At 67.1% G+C, this 19,128-nt stretch carries 16 protein-coding genes and 1 pseudogene; 11 read left to right on the forward strand and 6 right to left on the reverse strand.

Features of this window, described 5'->3' with window-relative positions:
- Both KW845_RS07805 and KW845_RS07810 read left to right on the forward strand, forming a co-directional pair.
- Positions 1-191, forward strand: a pseudogene (locus tag KW845_RS07805) (C4-dicarboxylate ABC transporter); the annotation flags it as partial.
- A gap of 360 nt (positions 192-551) precedes the next feature.
- Complete coding sequence (locus KW845_RS07810) at positions 552-1,799, forward strand: YbdK family carboxylate-amine ligase (RefSeq protein WP_218368669.1); 1,248 nt, start codon at positions 552-554, stop codon at positions 1,797-1,799.
- Between the two features lie 15 nt (positions 1,800-1,814).
- Here the strand turns inward: KW845_RS07810 and KW845_RS07815 are convergent, their stop codons facing one another.
- A complete protein-coding gene (locus KW845_RS07815) occupies positions 1,815-2,744 on the reverse strand; it encodes a methyltransferase domain-containing protein (RefSeq protein ID WP_218368670.1) in 930 nt (309 codons plus the stop codon).
- Positions 2,745-2,820: 76 nt separating this feature from the next.
- Here KW845_RS07815 and KW845_RS07820 point away from each other — a divergent pair, with 76 nt between their 5' ends.
- Positions 2,821-3,633, forward strand: a complete 813-nt coding sequence (locus tag KW845_RS07820) for a ComF family protein (RefSeq protein WP_218368671.1) — start codon at positions 2,821-2,823, stop codon at positions 3,631-3,633.
- Here the strand turns inward: KW845_RS07820 and KW845_RS07825 are convergent.
- Complete coding sequence (locus tag KW845_RS07825) at positions 3,590-5,068, reverse strand: aldehyde dehydrogenase (RefSeq protein ID WP_218368672.1); 1,479 nt, start codon at positions 5,066-5,068, stop codon at positions 3,590-3,592. The two genes, KW845_RS07820 and KW845_RS07825, sit on opposite strands and share 44 nt — an antisense overlap.
- 215 nt (positions 5,069-5,283) lie before the next feature.
- Here KW845_RS07825 and KW845_RS07830 point away from each other — a divergent pair, with 215 nt between their 5' ends.
- Complete coding sequence (locus KW845_RS07830; RefSeq protein ID WP_218368673.1) at positions 5,284-5,754, forward strand: tRNA (cytidine(34)-2'-O)-methyltransferase; 471 nt, start codon at positions 5,284-5,286, stop codon at positions 5,752-5,754.
- A gap of 13 nt (positions 5,755-5,767) precedes the next feature.
- Here the strand turns inward: KW845_RS07830 and KW845_RS07835 are convergent, their stop codons facing one another.
- Entirely contained in the window at positions 5,768-7,255 is a 1,488-nt protein-coding gene (locus KW845_RS07835) for a M81 family metallopeptidase (protein ID WP_218368674.1), read from the reverse strand.
- A gap of 211 nt (positions 7,256-7,466) precedes the next feature.
- Between KW845_RS07835 and KW845_RS07840 the strand changes: the two genes are divergently transcribed.
- The 7 genes from KW845_RS07840 to KW845_RS07870 are packed head-to-tail and all read left to right on the forward strand — an operon-like array spanning position 7,467 to position 16,275.
- Positions 7,467-8,174, forward strand: a complete 708-nt coding sequence (locus KW845_RS07840) for a TorF family putative porin (protein ID WP_218368675.1) — start codon at positions 7,467-7,469, stop codon at positions 8,172-8,174.
- 57 nt (positions 8,175-8,231) lie between these two features.
- Positions 8,232-9,950, forward strand: a complete 1,719-nt coding sequence (gene kdpA / locus KW845_RS07845; RefSeq protein ID WP_218368676.1) for a potassium-transporting ATPase subunit KdpA — start codon at positions 8,232-8,234, stop codon at positions 9,948-9,950.
- A gap of 27 nt (positions 9,951-9,977) precedes the next feature.
- Positions 9,978-11,999, forward strand: a complete 2,022-nt coding sequence (gene kdpB / locus KW845_RS07850; RefSeq protein ID WP_218369958.1) for a potassium-transporting ATPase subunit KdpB — start codon at positions 9,978-9,980, stop codon at positions 11,997-11,999.
- 15 nt (positions 12,000-12,014) lie between these two features.
- On the forward strand, positions 12,015-12,680 hold the full coding sequence (gene kdpC, locus KW845_RS07855; RefSeq protein ID WP_218368677.1) for a potassium-transporting ATPase subunit KdpC: 666 nt from the start codon (positions 12,015-12,017) through the stop codon (positions 12,678-12,680).
- Complete coding sequence (locus KW845_RS07860; RefSeq protein WP_218368678.1) at positions 12,677-12,847, forward strand: hypothetical protein; 171 nt, start codon at positions 12,677-12,679, stop codon at positions 12,845-12,847. The genes kdpC and KW845_RS07860 overlap by 4 nt, the downstream gene beginning before the upstream one ends.
- Positions 12,828-15,569 (forward strand): sensor histidine kinase KdpD, encoded by a 2,742-nt coding sequence (locus tag KW845_RS07865; RefSeq protein ID WP_218368679.1) that lies wholly within the window; start codon positions 12,828-12,830, stop codon positions 15,567-15,569. Before KW845_RS07860 ends, KW845_RS07865 begins: the two co-directional genes overlap by 20 nt.
- Complete coding sequence (locus tag KW845_RS07870; RefSeq protein WP_218368680.1) at positions 15,553-16,275, forward strand: response regulator; 723 nt, start codon at positions 15,553-15,555, stop codon at positions 16,273-16,275. Before KW845_RS07865 ends, KW845_RS07870 begins: the two co-directional genes overlap by 17 nt.
- Positions 16,276-16,292: 17 nt before the next feature.
- Here the strand turns inward: KW845_RS07870 and KW845_RS07875 are convergent, their stop codons facing one another.
- The 3 genes from KW845_RS07875 to secB all read right to left on the reverse strand — a co-directional run bounded on the left by KW845_RS07875 (position 16,293) and on the right by secB (position 19,098).
- Positions 16,293-17,291, reverse strand: a complete 999-nt coding sequence (locus KW845_RS07875; RefSeq protein ID WP_218368681.1) for a tripartite tricarboxylate transporter substrate binding protein — start codon at positions 17,289-17,291, stop codon at positions 16,293-16,295.
- 225 nt (positions 17,292-17,516) lie between these two features.
- Positions 17,517-18,557: an NAD(P)H-dependent glycerol-3-phosphate dehydrogenase gene (locus KW845_RS07880; RefSeq protein ID WP_218368682.1), complete on the reverse strand. Its 1,041-nt coding sequence runs from the start codon at positions 18,555-18,557 to the stop codon at positions 17,517-17,519.
- Between the two features lie 16 nt (positions 18,558-18,573).
- Entirely contained in the window at positions 18,574-19,098 is a 525-nt protein-coding gene (gene secB, locus KW845_RS07885; protein ID WP_218368683.1) for a protein-export chaperone SecB, read from the reverse strand.
- Positions 19,099-19,128: the final 30 nt, after the last annotated feature.

Genomic DNA, 19,128 nt, shown 5'->3' on the forward strand with positions numbered 1-19,128 from the left:
GCTCGGTGCCGTTCATCGTGATCCAGCTGATCATGGTGGCCGCGGTGATGATCTTCCCCGGCATGGTCATGCACTACAAGGCCGGCGCCTCTACCGTCGATCCCAGTACGGTCAAGATCGAGATCGACAGCAGCTACGGCAGCGGTGTCTACGGCAGCGGTTCGGACGATCCGGCGGCCGCTTTCAAATAGGGGATCGAGCCGCCGGATCCTGTCACGATTCGGTCAACGACAGGCCTCAAAATATAAGGGATAACCCTTGTAAGGGTTATCCCATCCCCGTCGGATATCCGCGATTTTCGCGCTGTTGCGCCGGGTATCCGGCTGCCACCCGCTCCGTTATTGGGCTGTGAGCGTTTACTCACAATGGCGTCACAGAGAAAAACGCAATGATTCTCGAAGTTGCCCACAAATGTCACGATTTCGAATCTTCCCGACATAAAGTTGCGGCTATCATGCAGACATAAGACGTCGTCAAGAGCCCCCCGGGCAGCTGCCGGGCTTCAAGGCCGAACGATGCGCCCCCACCAACGCATTCTGAAGGAGTCGGAGATGGAACAGATCCCGTTCGTTTCGTCCGCCCCCAATACGCTCGGCATCGAGCTCGAGCTGCAACTCATCAATCCGCGCAGTTTCGACCTGACCGCCGCCGCCGACGAACTGCTCGCCCAAATGGCGAACCATCCCATTGCAGACCGGGTCAAGCCTGAAATCACCCGGTCCATGATCGAACTGAATTCCTCGGTGCACGAGCACCCCATGGGCCTGCTGGCCGAAATGCGCGAAATGCGCGATGCCCTGTGCGAGGCTGCCGACGCCGTGGGCATCTCGGTGGCCGGCGGCGGCGCCCACCCCTTCATGCGCTGGCAAGAACGCGCCATTTCCGATTCGCCCCGGTTCCAGTACCTGGCCGAGATGTACGGCTACCTGGCCCGCCAGTTCACGGTGTTCGGCCAGCATATCCACCTGGGCGTGCCCTCGGGGGACGCGGCGGTGCGCATGGTGCGCAGCCTGTCGCCCTACGTGCCGCATTTCATTGCCTTGTCGGCGTCTTCGCCCTACTACGAAGGCGTGGATACCTTGTTCTCGTGCTGCCGCCTGAATGCCGTCAGCAGCTTCCCGCTGGCCGGCCACCTGCCGGCCGACGTTACCGACTGGTACCGGTTCGAGGCCCACATGGCGCAACTGCGCGCCAGCGGCCTGGCCGAAAGCATCAAGGACCTGTACTGGGATATCCGTCCCAAGCCCGAATTCGGCACGGTCGAGATCCGCGTGTGCGATACGCCGCTGACCGTCGAACGCGCCTGCCAGTTGGCCGCGTTCGCGCAGGCGCTGGCGGTGCTGGTCTCGCGCGAGCCCGAACCGGCGCAGACTGCCTGGCTGGCTTACCGCAGCAATCATTTCCAGGCCTGCCGCTTCGGCCTGCAAGGCAGCTACGTCACCCCGGACGGCCAGCGCCTGCGCCTGATCGACCACTTGCGCAGCTTGTTCCAGCGCCTGATGCCCATTGCCGACGAACTGGGTACCGGCGACATCTTGGCGGCCCTGCGCGACGAATCCATCCGCAATGGCAACGATGCCCGCTGGCTGCGCAGCCAGTTCCACCGGGTGCGCGACCTGCCGCTGGTGGTTGAATCGATGGCGCGCATATGGCGCGGCGAACGCGATACCAGCAGCACGGCGGCCGAGGTGCCACGGCGCCGTATCCGCGCCACGTCCGAGCCGGTGCTTGGGGTGCAGGCCCTGGCCACGCCGGAAGCCGGCGTCACGCCGGGCTGGCGGCCCGACCGCCTGCACTGAGCCGCGGCCGGGCGCTCAGCCAGCCCGGCGTCCGCCAATGGCGCTGACCGACAGCCGCGTCTCGCCCGGGGCGCTGCGCCGTGCGGCGGCGCGCCAGGCATGGCCGTAGGCCACTTCGATCGTCAGCGGGATCACACCTTCGGCATTGCGCTGCGCTTCCAGCGCGGCGCATAGGCGGTCGCGCCAGCCGCGCCCGGCCAGGCCGCGGCGCCGGTCGCGCGCGGGGTTGCCACCCAGCGCGCGTATATCTTGCAGCAACCGTTCAGGGCTGCGGTACGTCAGTGTCAGGGTGTCCTGGTCCATGACCGGGTCGGAAAAGCCGTTTTCCACCAGCAGGTCGCCGAAGTCGTGCATGTCCACGAACGAAGGCGTGGCGGTGCGCAGGCCGGCGTCGTCCAGCGCCTGGCGCAGTTCGCGCAGCGTGGCCGGCCCTAGACAGGAAAACATCGCCAGCCCGCCCACCTTCAGGACGCGGCGCCATTCGGCCAGTACCGCATGCGGCGTGGGGTGCCAGTGCAACGCCAGGTTGGACCACACCAGGTCCAGCGATTCGGCGGCCAGGCCGGTGTCGGCCAGGTCGGCGCGTACGAACCGCGGGCCGTTGCCGCGCCGGCCCACCAGCTTGCCCAGCCAATCGGCCACGCTGCCGGCCGCATGGCGTTGGCGGGCGTGCTCAAGCAGGGTTTCGCTGGCGTCCAGGCCCAGGTAGGTCGACTGGGGGTAGCGCTCGCGCAGCAGCGGCAGGTTGTCGCCGGCGCCGCAGCCGGCATCCAGCAGGGCGGCCGGTTGCAGGCGTATGTATTGCAGCCGCCCCAGCATGCGACGGGCGATTTCGCCATACAGGAATTGCGCGTCGGACAAGTCGCCGCGGCGCGAGAATTGCCGCACGACGTGGGCGGGCACCAGGGGCAGGGTAGGCGGGGATTCGGGTGAAGACTGTGACATGAAGGGCGCACCGCGGGGCGGCGGCGCTGCAAAAGCGTGATGTGATATCGGCCGTTCGGTGCTCGGACCAGCCGTCATGTCGCCCATTATTGCCCATTCGCGCCTTCTGTTCCCGTTGCGATCCGCCGCCCGGCGCATGCTGGCCGGCCTGGCCTCGGATTGCCCGCTGTGCGGCGGGTTGGCCGCGGGCGGGCTGCTGTGCCCGGGCTGCGCCGTCGATATCGGGCGCACCATGCACGATGGCGGCCCCCGCTGCGCGCGCTGTGCCTTGCGGCTGGAGGCGGCCGCGCAAAGCTGCCCAGACTGCGCCCGCGCCGCCCCCGCCTTTACCCGCACCATCGCCGCGTTCGACTACGAACCGCCATTTGACAGCCTGATCGGCCGCTACAAGGCAGAACGGCGCTACGGGTTGGCGACCGCACTGGCGCAACTGCTGGCCGACGCCACGGCACGGCAGGTGGTGCGCCTGCACCCTGCCACGCTATTGATCCCGATTCCGTCCAGCCAGGCCTCGTTGCGGCGGCGCGGCTTCAATCCGGCAGCCGAACTGGCCGCCGGCCTGGCGGCCGCGTTGCGATTGCCGTTGCGGCGCGGCGTACTGCAGCGCGTGCGCGAAGGCCCGCGGCAGGCTGCCGGCAACCGCCAGGCACGCCGCCAGGGCGCGCAGGGCTTGTTCCATTGCGGCCAGCCCGTGCCAGGATGCCGCGTGGGGCTGGTCGACGATGTGATGACCACCGGCAGCACCGTGGACGCCGCCGCGCGTGCCCTGCTGCAAGCCGGCGCTGCGGAAGTCACGGTGCTGGTGGCCGCGCGCACGCCGGTGCGGGCTGACCCGCCCCCGGCCGCTAGCGCATCACGAACGGGTTGCCCACCGGCGCGCCGGCATTGATCACCACGCTTTTCACCTGCTGGTATTCGCGCATGGCATCGATGCCGCTTTCGCGGCCCAGGCCCGAATCCTTGTAGCCGCCGAACGGCATCAGGTAGCTGACCAGGCGATAGGTGTTGACCCATACCGTGCCCGACTGGATGCGTTCGGCCATGCGCAGCGCGCGGCCGATGTCGCGCGTCCATACCCCGGCGCCCAGGCCGAAGCGCACGTCGTTGCCCAGCCGGACGGCTTCGTCTTCGTCTTTGAAGCGGATGATGGACAGCACCGGTCCGAACACTTCTTCCTGCGCGATGCGCATGGCGTTGTCGACGTCGCCGAAGATGGTGGGCTGGATGAAGCGGCCGTCTTTCCAGGGGCCTTCGCGCACGGGTTCGCCGCCCAGCAGCAGCCGCGCGCCTTCCTGGCGGGCGATGTCGATGTATTCGAGCACCTTGCGGTACTGCGGCGGCGTGGTGATGGGGCCGACCTGGGTGTCGGCCTGCATCGGGTCGCCCATCTTGGCGGTACGCGCCAGTGCCACCAGTTTTTCGACGAAGGCGTCGTAGATGCTGTCTTGCAGCAGCAGGCGCGAGCCGGCGATGCAGGTCTGGCCGGTGGCCGCGAAAATGCCGGACACCGCGCCATTGACGGCGTCGTCCAGGTTGGCGTCGTCGAACACGATGTTGGGCGACTTGCCGCCCAGTTCCAGGCTGACGTGCTTGAAGCCGCGCGCGGCCTGTTCATTGATAAGGCGGCCGGTGGCGTCCGAACCGGTGAAAGTGATCTTGCGCACGTGCGGGTGCGTGACCAGCGGCGTGCCGACCTCGGCGCCAAAGCCGGTGACCACGTTCACCACACCGGGCGGAAAACCAGCCTCTTCGAACAGCTTGACGAATTCCAGGGTGGACGCCGACGTGAATTCCGATGGCTTCAGTACCAGCGTGCAGCCCGCCGCCAGCGCCGGCGCGATCTTCCAGGTCAGCAGCAGCAGCGGCGAATTCCAGGGGGTGATGGCGGCCACCACGCCCAGCGGCTCGCGGCGGGTATAGCCAAAGTGGCCGGGCTTGTCGATGGGCGGTACGGTGCCTTCGATCTTGTCGGCCAGGCCGCCGTAGTAATAGAACCATTGCGGCATATATTTCAGCTGGCCGGCCATTTCGGCGTACAGCTTGCCGTTGTCGCGTACTTCGGTGCGCGCCAGTGTTTCGGCATCGCGGGCGATCAGGTCGCCCAGGCGATGCAGCAATTGCCCGCGCTGGCTGGGCGTGTAGCTGGCCCACGGACCCTCGCGGCCGGCGCGGTGAGCCGCCTGCACGGCGCGGTCCACGTCTTCGGCGTTGCCTTTGGGAATGCTGGCCCAGGGCTTGCCGTCGCAGGGGTTATCGGACTCGAACCACTCGCCCGAGGCGGGGTCGACGTACTGGCCATCGATGTAGAGCTGGTAACGCTTCAAGATAGGTCTCCGTCGTGTCGGTATGTTGCCCAGGCCTGGCACCTGCACTGAAGCTGTCTATTGTGGCGCAATGCGCGGGCGGCGCGTGCCGTTGGCTGCCGGATTTTGCTTCGCTTTTCTGAAAGGACGGGTTTGCAACGGCATAACCCTGCCGGCACCCTGGCACAATAGCGGGCATCATGCGCCGCGGGCCGTCCGCGCGCCAGGATGGAATCATGTTTCACGTCGTACTCGTCTGCCCCGAAATCCCGCCCAACACCGGCAATGCCATCCGCCTGTGCGCCAATACCGGTGCGCAATTGCACCTGGTGCGCCCACTGGGCTTCCAGCTCGATGATGCGCGCATGCGCCGCGCCGGGCTCGATTATCACGAATGGCAACCTGTGCAGGTGCACGACAGCTTGCCCGATGCGTTGGCCGCCACGGGGGCCGGGGCCGCGCATATCTACGCCCTGACCACCCGGGCGCAGCGCAATGTGGCCGACGTGGCATTCGGCCCGGGCGATGTATTCGTATTCGGCCGCGAGACTGCGGGCCTGTCCGATGCGCACATGGCCTTGTTTGCGCCGCAGCAGTGCCTGCGCCTGCCCATGCGGGCAGGCCAGCGCAGCCTGAACTTGTCGAATGCCGTGGCGGTCACCGTATTCGAGGCGTGGCGCCAGAACGGCTACGCCGGCGGGGGCTAGCGGGGCGCGCTAGCTAGCGGCCATCGTAGAGGGCGGGTTCCAGCGGGTACAGGGGCCGCGCGCGCTTGCGGTACGGGAAAATGCCGTAATCCGATGTGGTGGCGCCGGGGCTGTCGCATTCGACCAGGCCGGCCGAGATCGGCACGAACACCGGGCGGCAGTACATGCGCGACTTCAACAACAGGTAGCGGGCGCCGCGCGGGTCTTGTCCCACGCTTTCGAATACGCCCAGGTCCCAGGGTTCGTGGGGACGTTCGCACAACACCAGGCAGGCCGTCCCGGTATCGAGCACGGCCGTGCGCCCCATATGGCACAGCATGCCGGTATAGGTGGGGCCGCTGATGCGGTACTGGCCGTCGGTAATGGTGCGCACCACGCCGTCCAGCACGAACGGCCGGACGTGGATGCCCAGGTGCGCCAGCGAACGCTTGTTCCCTACCGGCACTGACACGCGCGCGCCAACGCCCGCCGCGATCAGTTGCGCCACGGCCTCGGGGTCGCACAGCGGCCCGGCCAGGATGCCGCCCAGGCCCTTTGCCAAGGCGGCTTCCAGTACCGCGGTGGTGTCGCAGGTGCCGCCCGAATTGCAGTTGTCGCCGTGATCCAGTAGCAGCACGGGGCGGTCTTGCCCTGCGGCCATGCCGACAGCGCGCGCCAACGACGCATCCAAGGGGTCGCTGCGGTATACGAAACCGTCGCGCTGGTCCCAGATCTGCGCCGCCACCTGGGCGGCGGCGCGATCGGCAGCCGCCGCATCGCCGTCGGCCACGGCGATCACGCTGATGCAGGGGCGCTCGATGTCGGCCAGGCTGAAGCCGGCCAGCACCGATACGGCCAGCAGGCCCTGGCTTTCCAGCCGGCCGGCGGCCTCGACCGCCGCGCGCATGGCGCCCTGGCCGGTGGCCGAGCGCAGCGTATGGGTCATCAGCGGCAATTGCCGCCAGGCCAGGATGGGCCGGCAGCGGCCATCCAGCATGTCGAACAGCAGGCGGCCGGCATGGTCGCCGGTTTCGTACATGTCGACATGCGGGTAGGTCTTGAAGCCGACGATCACGTCGGCGTTGTCCATCATGGCCTGGGTGACATTGCCGTGCAGGTCCAGCGCCACGCCGATGGGCACGCCGGGCGCCGCGGCCCGCACGCGCCGCAGCAGCTCGCCTTCGCCGTCGTCGCAGTGTTCGGCCACCATGGCGCCGTGCAGGTCCAGCAGGATGGCATCGCAGCCCGGCGCGGCGGCGATGATGCGCGCGCACATCTGCTCGTAGGCGTCGGCCGCCACGGGCCCGCTGGGATAGGCCCAGCCCGACACCGGCGTGACCAGGGCCGCCTGGCGAGCCTGGGCCAGGTCGATGAAAGCCGCCATGGCGGTGCGTTGGCCGTGATTGGCGCGATAAGCGGCCTCGTCATAGTCGGGGCCATGTTCGCCAAACGCCTCCAGGGGCGTGGGCACCGGCGAAAACGTATTGGTCTCGTGGTTCAGGCGGGCGATCAGGACTTTCATGCGCGGAGCTCCGGCGGCGCTGGCTGTCTTGCGACGGTAGCAGATTGCCCGGCGCCACGCAGTCGCGTCGTCCGCGACCGTCGCGCCAAAAGACTTCACGCCGCAGAATTTACGCAGATTTTATGTAGAGGCCGGATTGTGGAATGGAAAATATACGGGCACCGGTCGCAGAATTTCGGATGGCTATTTCGCCGTTTGTCATCCAGGCAACATGAAGCGCAAACACTCTTCGCTACCTTCCACGGCTGTCTCTTTTTCGGCGGGTTTTCTACTTCTGACGGCGGCGCATGGCGCGGCCGCCGACGTTACCGGCTCGGCGACAGTGACCTCCGACTACGTCTGGCGCGGTTCCTCGCAGACGCAAGAAGATCCGGCGGTGCAGGCCGGCATCAAGTATGCCCACGAATCGGGCCTGTATGGATCCGTCTGGGGCTCCAACGTCAAGTTCAAGCCGGATAACGGTGCGTCCAGCGAGTTCGATCTTGCGCTGGGCTGGAATGGAGACATCGCCCAGGACTGGGCGCTGGATGTTTATTTCCTGCGTTATCAATACCCGTCCGCCGACGTCGATCTCAACTGGAATGAAATCAATGCCGCCGTCACCTGGCGCCAGAACTACTGGCTGGCATTGGGGGTTTCAGACAACGCCATGGCCAGCGACACCACGGGTACCTATGTGCAGTTGGGCGCCCGCTATCCGATCGACGAGCAATGGCGTGTCGAAGGCGCCATCGCCCATTACTTCCTGGATAGTGACTACGCCGACAGCTACACGCATGGCTACGTGGGCGTGGTGTGGGCCTTCAAGGCACCGTTCGAGGCGCGCCTGACGCTGCACGGCACCGATTCCGCCGCCAAGCGGCTGTTTCCCGGCGCGGCGGGATCGCGCGTCGAATTCGCGGTCCAGGCCGCCTTCTAAGCAAGCTACTCATGGCTGCTGTTTTCGTGCCGCCATGATCATCCGGAAATTTCTATCATGATTGAATATGCCGTGTTTCTTGTGCTGCTCATCGCGCTGGGCTGGCCGCTGGGCCGGTATCTCGCGGCAGTGATGCGCGGCGATGCCTTGCGCAGCGATGTCTTGTTCGGGTGGATCGAACGACCCCTCTATCGCATGCTGGGCACGCGCCCGGAAGTGGGAATGAGCTGGCGCGGCTATTCCAGCGCTTTCCTGCTGAGCAACCTGCTGCTCGCCATTGTGGTCTGGATCATCTTCACGACACAGGCCTGGTTGCCGCTGAACCCCGACGAAGTGCCGAACATGAGTTGGGACCTGGCGCTGCACACTGTGATGTCGTTCCTGACGAACACCAACCAGCAGCACTATTCCGGGCAGGGGCAGCTTTCCTACCTGTCGCAGATGACCGGCATCGTGGGGCTGCAGGTGGTCACTCCGGTGATGGGGCTGGCCGTGGTGGCGGCCACGCTGCGCGGCTTGTTCGGCGGCCGCCAGGCGAAGGGGCAGGGGCAGGGCGAGCATGCCGGCGCCAAGATCGACGTGGGCAACTACTGGGCGGACGTGATCCGCGCCACCCTGCGGTTCGTGCTGCCGCTGTGCCTGGTCTGGTCCGCGCTGCTGACCTGGCAGGGGGTGCCTGCCACCTTGGCGGCAGGCCTGCTGGCCAGTCCGGTAGAAGCCAGCGAAGCCTTGGCGGAACAGAAAATTCCGGTCGGACCCGTTGCGCCCATGGTGGCCATCAAGCAGCTGGGCAGCAACGGCGGCGGCTGGTACGGCCCCAACAGCACGGTGCCCCTGGAAAACCCGACGCCGCTGTCGAACTTCCTGGAAGTGCTGGCTATCGCGTTGATCCCGGTATCCATCATTTTCATGGTCGGCCCGCTCACCGGCCGACGCAAGTTCGGCGCCATGGTGTTCGGCACCATGCTGGCCATGTCGGTCATCTCGGCGGGCCTGGCCATGTGGACGGAGGGATATTCCTCCACCGCATCCGACATCGCCCTCATGGAAGGCAAAGAGGTCCGCCTGGGCGTGGACGCCTCGGCGCTCTGGGCCGCCATGACCACGCAGGTCAACAATGGTTCGGTCAACATGATGCTGGACTCGGCCGCGCCGCTGACGGGCATGGTCGCCATGAGCAACATGCTGATCAACGCCGTTTGGGGAGGCGTGGGCTGCGGCCTGCAGCAGTTCATCGTGTACCTGCTGTTGAGCGTGTTCCTGGCGGGCCTCATGACCGGGCGCACCCCGGAACTGTTCGGGCGCAAGATCGAAGGGCCCGAGGTCAAGCTGCTTGCGCTGCTGGTGCTGTGGCAGCCGCTGGTCATCCTGGGTTTCACCGCCTTCACGCTGGCCGTTCCAGGCCTGGCCGGCAACTCGAATCCCGGCTTTCACGGCATCAGCCAGGTGTTCTACGAGTACGTGTCGGCTTTCGCCAATAACGGTTCGGGCTTCGAGGGCCTGGGCGACGCCACGGTGTGGTGGAACGTGAGCTGCGCCATTGTGCTGGCCGCGGGCCGTTTTCCCGCCCTGGTCATTCCGCTGGTCATTGCCGCCATGCTGGCGCGCAAACGCCAGGCGCCCGAAGGATCGGGGACCCTGCCCGTCGAGACGCCGACTTTTGCCCTGACGCTGATCGGGATCATCGTCATCCTGACGCTGCTGCAGTTCATGCCGGTACTGGTGCTGGGGCCCGTGGCCGACCATCTTTCGCTCATGTCGCTGCTGGCCCGTTGAAGGAACTTTGAAATGACTACCAAGCATATGGCGCAGGGCGCACGCAGTCCTGCAGAAAGCGGGTTCGGCCTGATGCCGGCCCTGATCGACTCGGTGGTGAAGCTGGCGCCCCGGCACGCCATTCGCAATCCCGTCATGGCGGTGGTGTGGCTCGGCACCCTCCTGACGGCGGCGGCCACGCTGGCCGGCTGGACCGGCGCGGGCTTCGGCTGGGCGGTCACGTGCATCTTGTTCGTCACGGTGCTGTTTGCCAATTTTGCCGAGGCGGTGGCCGAAGCGCGTGGGCGCGGCCAGGCCGCGTCGCTGCGCAAGGCTCGCAAGGATCTCATCGCCCGCCGCCTCGGCCAGGATGGCCAGGAGACAGCCGTGCCGGCCGCCGGACTTCGTCCGGACGACCGCGTGCTGGTCGAGGCAGGCCAGTTGATTCCCGCCGACGGCGAGATCGTCGAAGGATTGGCGTCTATCAACGAGGCGGCGGTCACGGGCGAGTCGGCGCCCGTGCTGCGCGAGGCGGGAACCGACCGTTCCGGCGTGATCGGCGGCACCAAGGTGCTGTCCGACAGGATCATCGTGCGCATCACGGCGGAACCGGGCAACAGCTTCCTGGACCGCATGATTGCGTTGGTGGAAGGGTCCAACCGGCAGAAGACGCCCAACGAGATTGCGCTGGGCATTCTGCTGGCCGTGATGACGGTGACGTTCCTCATCGTGGTTGGCACCCTGCCGTTCATCGGCGGCTTCGTCAACGTCGATATCAACGTCGTTCTTCTGGTCGCATTGCTGGTGTGCCTGATTCCCACCACCATCGGCGGCCTGCTGCCCGCCATCGGCATTGCGGGCATGAACCGCGCGCTCAAGGCCAATGTGCTGGCCAAGTCGGGCAAGGCTGTCGAGGTGGCTGGCGACGTGGACGTACTTTTGCTGGACAAGACCGGCACCATTACTTACGGCGACCGCCAGGCCACCGCGTTTCACGCGCTGCCCGGCGTGGACCAGGCGCGGCTGCGCCAGGCTGCACTGCTGGCGTCGCTGGCCGATCCGACTCCCGAGGGGAAGTCCATTGTCAAACTGGCGCGCGAGCAGGGTGAGACACTGGCCGATCCGGCACAGGCGCGGTTTGTGCCGTTCACCGCGCAAACGCGTATGTCGGGCCTGGATATGAGTGATGATCGGGTGATCCGCAAAGGCGCCATCGACGCGATTACCCGGCACGTCGGCACGCTGGGCGGCGCCGTGCCGGGCGAACTCGAGGCGCGCGTCAACGACGTGGCGCGCAAGGGCGCCACCCCGCTGGTGGTCAGCGATGGCCGATACGTGCTGGGCGTGGTCGAGTTGTCCGATGTGATCAAGCACGGGATCAAAGAGCGCTTCGCGCGCCTGCGCGAGATGGGCGTGAAGACCGTGATGATCACCGGCGACAACAAGCTGACCGCCGCCAGCATTGCCGCCGACGCGGGCATGGATGACTACATTGCGGAAGCCCGGCCGGAAGACAAGCTGGCCCGCATCCGGGCCGAACAGGCCGGCGGCCGGCTGGTCGCCATGGTGGGCGATGGCACCAACGATGCTCCCGCATTGGCACAGGCCGACATCGGCCTGGCGATGAATTCCGGCACGCAGGCCGCCAAGGAAGCCGGCAACATGGTCGACCTGGATTCCGATCCGGCCAAACTGCTGGCCGTGGTGGAAATCGGCAAGCAGCAGCTCATCACGCGGGGCGCATTGACAACCTTCTCGCTGGCGAACGATGTCTCGAAGTACTTCGCCATCCTGCCCGCCCTGTTTGCCGCAGCCATCCCGCAAATGGCCGCGCTCAACGTGATGGGCCTGTCCAGCCCGGCCAGCGCGGTGCTGTCGGCCTTGATTTTCAACGCCATCATCATCCCGGCGCTGATTCCGCTGGCCTTGCGCGGCGTGCGCTTCAAGCCGGCCAGCGCCACCCATTTGCTGCGCAACAACATGCTGATCTACGGCGTGGGCGGCCTGCTGCTTCCGTTCGTCGGCATCAAGCTCATCGACCTCGTGTTGTCGAGCCTGTTCTCTATTTAAATTCAAAGGTTGATCATGACTACGGCGACTTCAGGCAATTTGCGGGCCCGGCCCGCCACCCAGGCTTCGGTCTTCGACCAAGGCGTCCTGCGCGGCGCCATCGGACTGACGGCCCTGTCGTTGATCGGGTTCGGGTTTCTTTATTCACTGGCGGGCGTGGGAATCGGGCAGGCGCTGTTTCCCTATGCCGCGAATGGCAGCGTGCTCGAACGCGGGGGCCGGGTGGTGGGGTCCGAACTGGTGGCGCAGCCGTTCAGCGGCGACAAGTACTTCCACCCCCGTCCCTCGGCCGCCGGCTATAACCCCATGGCGCTGGCCGGCAGCAACCAGGCCCGCACCAACCCCGACCTGCGCAAGCGGGTCGACGAGGCGCGCGCCGAGGTGGCGCAGCGTGAAGGCGTCGATCCGGCGGCGGTGCCCGGCGACCTGGTCACGCAATCGGGCAGCGGCATCGATCCGCACATCACGCCGGCGGGCGCGGCCCTGCAGGCCGAACGGGTGGCCCGGGCGCGGGGGCTGGGCCGCGACGTCGTAGACCAGCTCGTGGCGGAACAGACGCAAGGCCTGCAATTCGGCGTCTTCGGGCAACCCCGGGTCCACGTGCTTAACCTGAACCTGGCGCTCGACGAACTGGCGGCGCGCGCCCAGCCCGGCGCGATCCGAGCAGGCGCCGGAAAATGAACAGGCCGGGTACGCCTCGGCAAGTCAGCGAGCGGTTCGAGCGTGGCGTCGAGCAGCCGCCCGGCGCAGGCGGGCAGCGCCATTGCCACGGGCAGTGCGCCGCCGTACGATACTTCCCGGCCACCACCTCCGATGCCCTGACGCGCCATGGAAAACCGGAAGACTGAACAGGCCGCCGCCTTGCTGGGCGAGCTCAAGCGTCAGGCGGCGGGCCGCCTGACGGTATTCCTGGGCGCGGCTCCTGGCGTCGGCAAGACCTACGCCATGCTGGCGCGGGCGCGCGAGCTCCGGCGCCAGGGCATCGATGTGGTCATCGGCATAGTCGAGACGCACGGACGCAAAGAAACGCAGGCCATGGCCGATGGCCTGCCGTCCGTACCGCGCAGAGCCATGATGTACCGGGGCCGGCCGCTCGAGGAAATGGATCTCGACGGCCTGCTCGCACGCAAACCCGCCATCGCCCTGGTCGACGAGCTGGCGCATCGCAACGTGCCCGGCAGCCGGCACGAACGGCGCTGGCAGGATGTGCAGGAACTGCTGGACGCGGGCATCGACGTGTACACCACCGTCAACGTGCAGCACCTGGAAAGCCTGAACGACGTGGTGCACCAGATTACTGGCATCCGGGTCAGCGAAACCGTGCCCGATACGGTATTGGACCGGCTGCGCGATATCCGGCTGGTGGACCTGCCGGCGCGCGAGCTGATCGAGCGCCTGAACCAGGGCAAGGTCTATCTGCCCGAGCAGGCGGCCCAGGCCCTGCAGGCGTTTTTCTCGCCGTCCAATCTCACGGCCTTGCGCGAACTGGCTATGCAGACCGTCGCCGACCACGTCGATGTGGACCTGCGCGAAGCGCGCACGGCGCTAGGGCTGGATGGCATTGCGGTGCAACGCCACGTCTTGATCGCCATCGATGGCCTGGGGCATTCCGAGTACCTGGTACGCGCGGGCGCCCGGATCGCGGAGCGTCGCGGGGCGCCGTGGTCGGTCGTCACTGTGGACACCGCGCGCGCTTCTGCAATGCTTGCCAACGGGCCGGATCCCGGCGGCGCGGCCGCGTCGGCCGGCGCGGAACTGCGGGGCGAGCAGCAGCGCTTGCTGGAAATCGACAAGGCCTTCGCGCTGGCGCGCAATCTGGGTGGAGAAACCGAGATCCTGCACAACACGGATGTCGTGCAGGGCCTGCTGGATGCGGCCGCGGCGCGCGGCGCCCGGTCCATCGTCATCGGCCGTACCCGCGAACGTCCGATTGCCCGTATTTTCAATCGCACGCTGACGCAACAACTGCTGCAGCGGGGGGCGCCCTACGAGCTGACCATCGTCAGCGCGCCCCAGAGGCGGGCGCAGAGACGGCTGCGGCCGTTTCGGACCCGGCTGCAGATGGCCCGGCACGAGCCCTTGCTGATCCTGCTGGCCAGCCTGGTCGCCACGCTGACCGCGGCTTTCTCGGAACGTTACTGGGGCTTGATAGACCTGTCGATGGTGTTCCTGGTGGCCGTCATGTTCGTGGCTGCCCGTACGCGCATGGTGTCGGCCCTGATCACCGCGCTGCTGTGTTTCGTGGCCTACAACTTCTTCTTTATCGAACCTCGCTTCACGTTGCGGATCGACGCGCCGCGCGGCCTGTCCACGGTGCTGTTCTTCCTGGCCGCGGCCATCATCGCGGGGCGGCTGGCCTCGCGCATGCGCATGCAAGTGGTGGCGCTGCGCGCCGCCAACAACCACGCCACGGCCATGCAGAATCTGGGCCGCAAGCTCTCGAAGGCCGCTGACCTGGGGCAGGTCATCGCGGCGGGCTCGGGCATGCTGAAATCGACGCTGCAGGCGCAGGCGTGGGCACGCATCAATGGTGAATCCGACCCCGCCGCGGCCGCTGGCCAGCTTGGCGAGATGGATCTCGCCGCGGCGGACTGGACGCAGAAGCACGGCCAGATGAGCGGCCGTTACACCGATACCCTGACAAGCTCGGAGTGGTGGTTCCTGCCGGTGCGTTCCGAGCAAGACACGATCGGCGTGGTGGGACTGAAGTTCCCGTCGGACATGGGGCGGCTGTCGTTCGAGCAGCGCCGCCTGGCCGAGAGCATGGTCGAGGACATTGGCCAGGCGGCGCTGCGCACCCGCCTGGTGTCCGAGCTGGAAGTCGCCCGGGTCACCAGCGAGACCGAGCGGCTGCGTTCCGCACTGCTGTCGTCCGTATCGCACGATTTGCGCTCGCCCCTGTCGTCGATCATCGGCGCCGCCGAGAGCCTGGCGCGCTATGGCAATGACATGGGCCCCGACGACCAGCAAAGCCTGCTGGAAACCATCCATGTCGAGGGGGAGCGGCTGGATCGCTATATCCAGAACCTGCTCGATATGACGCGGCTGGGCCAGCAAGGCCTCACGCTGGCGCGCGACTGGATCGGCGTGGACGAACTAGTGGGGTCCGCGTCCCGGCGCTTGCAGCGGTACGAACCCGCGGTGCGGGTGGAATACAACATCCCTGCAGACCTGCCGCCGATCCATGTCCATCCCGCCCTTATCGAGCAGGCCTTGTTCAACGTGATGGAGAACGCGGCGAAGTTCTCGCCGCCCGGCCAGCCGGTCCGGGTGTGGGTCCGTAAAGAGGAAGACGGCCGGCTGCGGATCGATGTTTCCGATCGGGGCCCCGGCATTCCGGAAGACGAACGGCGCCGGATCTTCGATATGTTCTACAGCGTCGAACGCGGCGACCGCGGCCGGCAGGGCACCGGGCTGGGCCTGACGATCGTGCAGGGCATCGTCGGCGCGCACATGGGCAGTGTCGAGGCCCTGCCCGGCCCGGACGGCCAGGGCACCACCATCCGTATAATCCTGCCGTGGGGCTGGCCCACTCGTCACGAAGCGAACGGGCATGAATCAATCCAGTGAATCGACGGCGGGCATGCCGGCTGCCCGCATCCTGATCATCGACGACGAACCGCAGATACGCAAGTTCATCGACATCAGCCTGCGCTCGCAAGGATACGACACCCTGCTGGCCGCGACCGGCCGCGAGGGCCTGACCTTGCTGGCCAGCAAGGGAGCCGAACTGGTCGTGCTGGACCTGGGCTTGCCCGACAAGGACGGCGGCGAAGTGCTCAAGGAACTTCGGCAGTGGTCCGACGTGCCCGTCATCGTGCTGACGGTGCGTTCCGACGAGCGGGAAAAAGTCGCCTTGCTGGATGCCGGCGCCAACGATTACGTCACCAAGCCTTTTGGCGTCGACGAACTCATGGCGCGCATCCGCGCGTTTCTGCGCACCACGGGCTTTCACCAAGAGGCCGGGCCGATCCACGACGACGGCGTGCTGCGCATCGACCTTGCGAAACGCGAGGTCATCCTCGAGGGAAGCCCGGTGTCGCTGACGCGCAAGGAATTCGCGCTGATCTCGCTGCTGGTCCGCGAGCCGGGCCGCCTGGTCACCCAGTCGCAAATACTGAAAGCGATCTGGGGGCCGACCCACGTAGAGGATGCGCATTATCTGCGCATCCTGGTGGGACGGCTACGGCAAAAGCTGGGTGACGACGCCTCGGCGCCGCGCTACATCGCGACCGAGCCGGGGGTGGGCCTGCGGTTTGTCGTCAAGCGCCAATAGCCCGGCCGGCATACGCCTTAATCCAGCGTAAGGTTCAAGCGTTCGATCACCGCATCCCAACGGCTGCGTTCGTCTTTGATGCGATCGGTCAGCGCCTGGGGGCTGGACGGCGCCGCCGTGAAGTACTGCTGCGCAAGTTGCTTGCGCACCGCTGCGCTGTCGATGATGCGGGCCAGTTCGCGGTTCAGGCGCTCGACAATGGGGGCGGGCGTGCCGGCGGGGGCCAGGATGGCGTTCCAGGAAATCGCCTCGAAACCCGGGTAGCCCTGCTTGTCCATGGTGGGAATGCCCGCCAGCGATTCGCTCGGTTCCAGGCTGGTGATGGCCAGCGCCTTGGCCTTGCCGCTGCGCACCTGCGGCATGGCGATGGCGGGCACCATGAAGCCGGCCTGCACGTCGCCGGCGATGATGGCGCTGATCACTTGCGGAAAGCCGGAATACGGAATGTGCGCCAGGTCGATCCTGGCCTCGTTCTTGAACATCTCCATGGCCAGGTGGGCCGAGCTGCCCGGCCCTACCGACCCGTAGTTCAGGGCGCCTTTGCGCTCACGCGCCAGCTTGACGAAGTCGGCCACATTGGCCACCGGCAGATTGCCGGGCACGGTCAGCACATTGGGGCTGGTGGCGACCAGGGTGATGGGCGCCAGGTCTTTCAGCGGGTCGTAGCCCAGCGTCTTCCTGTACAGCGTGGGTGCGGTCACCAGCGGGCCGTTGATGGTGTAGAGCAAGGTGTAGCCATCGGGCGTGCCCTTGGCCACGATGCGCGTGCCGATGTTGCCGCCGGCGCCGGGCTTGTTGTCGATCACCACGGGCTGGCCCAGTGCCTGGGCCAACGGTTCGGAAATCGTGCGCGCCAGCAGGTCGGGCGACGAGCCCGGCGGGAACGGCACCACCATGTGAATGGGGCGGTCGGGCCATTCGGCCTGGGCAGCGGCCGGCAGCAGGGTGGCGGCGGCCAGCGCCAGGGCAAGGCGGCGCAGCAGCGCGCCGGCCCGCAAGGGGCGGACGGAAAACATGGCGGAAGCTCCTTTGGTATCTGGTTTGGTTATTTGTCTGGTGTGAATCGAGAGTCGAGCCCGACGTGAAAGTTTATCGTTGGCCCATCAGTTGTCCATTGCGCCATACGGCACTCGCGTCGCATGAAACCAGTGTGGCTCGACCGGGGACGCCGCGGATCCGGCTCCGCCGGTCCGCCAGCGTCGCCCCCCTGGGGGGGAAGCGCGCAGCGCTTCGGGGGGGGATCACTCCAGCCGAGCCTCACGCGCCAGCAGGGCCGACACGGCGGTCATGGGTGCCACGCCGTCGAACAGCACCGCGCATACCGCCTCGGTGATGGGCAGCTCCACGCCCAGCGCCTGGGCGCGCTGCAGGGCGGCGCGGGCGCAGCGCACGCCTTCGGCGGTGATGCCGCTGGCCAGGATGTCGTCGAGCTTGCGGCCGGCACCGATTTCCAGGCCGACGCGGCGATTGCGCGACAGCTCGCCGGTGGCCGTCAGGACCAGGTCGCCCAGGCCGGTCAGGCCCGCGAAGGTCTCGGGCTGCGCGCCCAGCGCGATGCCGAAGCGGCTCATTTCGGCCAGGCCGCGGGTGATCAGGGCGGCGCGCGCATTGGTGCCCAGCGCCAGCCCGTCGCCAATGCCGCAGGCGACCGCAATGACATTCTTCAGCGCTCCGCCGACTTCCACGCCCGCGACATCGGTGCTGGCATAAACGCGCACCGCGCCGCCATGCAGGGCGCGGGTGGTGGCCTCGCGCACGATGGTGTGGGTACTGGCGATGGTCAGCGCCACCGGCAGGCCCTGGGCGACTTCACGGGCGAACGAGGGGCCCGACAGCACCCCGCCGCAGGCGTCGGGAATGCCGGCCAGCGCATCGGCCACGATTTCATGCGGCAGGCGCGCGGTGCCGGCCTCGAAGCCCTTGCAGGTCCAGACGATCGGCACCTGGGCCAGGCCCAGGTCCGGCAGGCGTGCCGCCAGCTCCAGGCAGGTGGCCTGCAGCCCCGCCACCGGCACGCCCAGGATGATCAGGGCGCGGGCCGGCTCGGCCGCCAGTGGCGCCAGGGCCGCCGACAGGTCGCTGGTGCAGGCCAGTGCATCAGGCAGGGTGATGCCTGGCAGGTAGCGGGTGTTCTCGCGGGCGTCAGCCATGGCGCTCGCCTGGGCGGCATCGCGCGCCCACAATACGGCGCGATGGCGGCGGCTGGCCACGGCGGCCAGCGCCGTGCCCCAGCTACCCGCGCCCAGAACCGCGACGCTCAAGGGGGCGGGTGGTCGGCTCATGGGGCAGTGGGCAGGCTTACTGGCGGGTGGTGCCGGCCGGCAGGATGATGCCGGAGTCGGAACCGTTGTTGCCGCCTTGCTGCTGCGCCAGCTCGGCCAGGCGCTGCTCGTACAGGGCCTGGAAGTTCACTTCGGCCAGGTGCAGCGCCGGCAGCGAGGTGCGGGTGATGGCGTCGGCCACGTTGGCACGCAAGTAGGGATACAGCATGGTCGGGCACACGATGCCCAGCAGCGCGTCCATTTGCTCGGCCGGGATGTTGGCCAGTTCGAAAATACCGGCTTGCGTGCCTTCGATCAGGTACAGCACCTTGTCGTTGATGCGGGTCGTGACGGTGGCGGTGACGGTGGATTCGAACACCGTTTCGGCCAGGCGCTGGCCGCCCACGTTGATGCTGACCTCGACTTGCGGCTGCTCTTGTTCCAGGAACACGTGCGGCGCATTGGGCATTTCCAGCGACAGGTCTTTCAGGTAGACGCGCTGCAGGTTGAACGAAGGCGCGTCGCCGCCTGCTTGCTGGGTGTTTTGATCCTGTTCGGCCATGAGAATTTCCGGGTTGGGGGTGGGCAAAAG

This window comes from Bordetella sp. BOR01, from assembly GCF_019218885.1.
Classification (GTDB): Bacteria; Pseudomonadota; Gammaproteobacteria; order Burkholderiales; family Burkholderiaceae_B; genus Bordetella_A.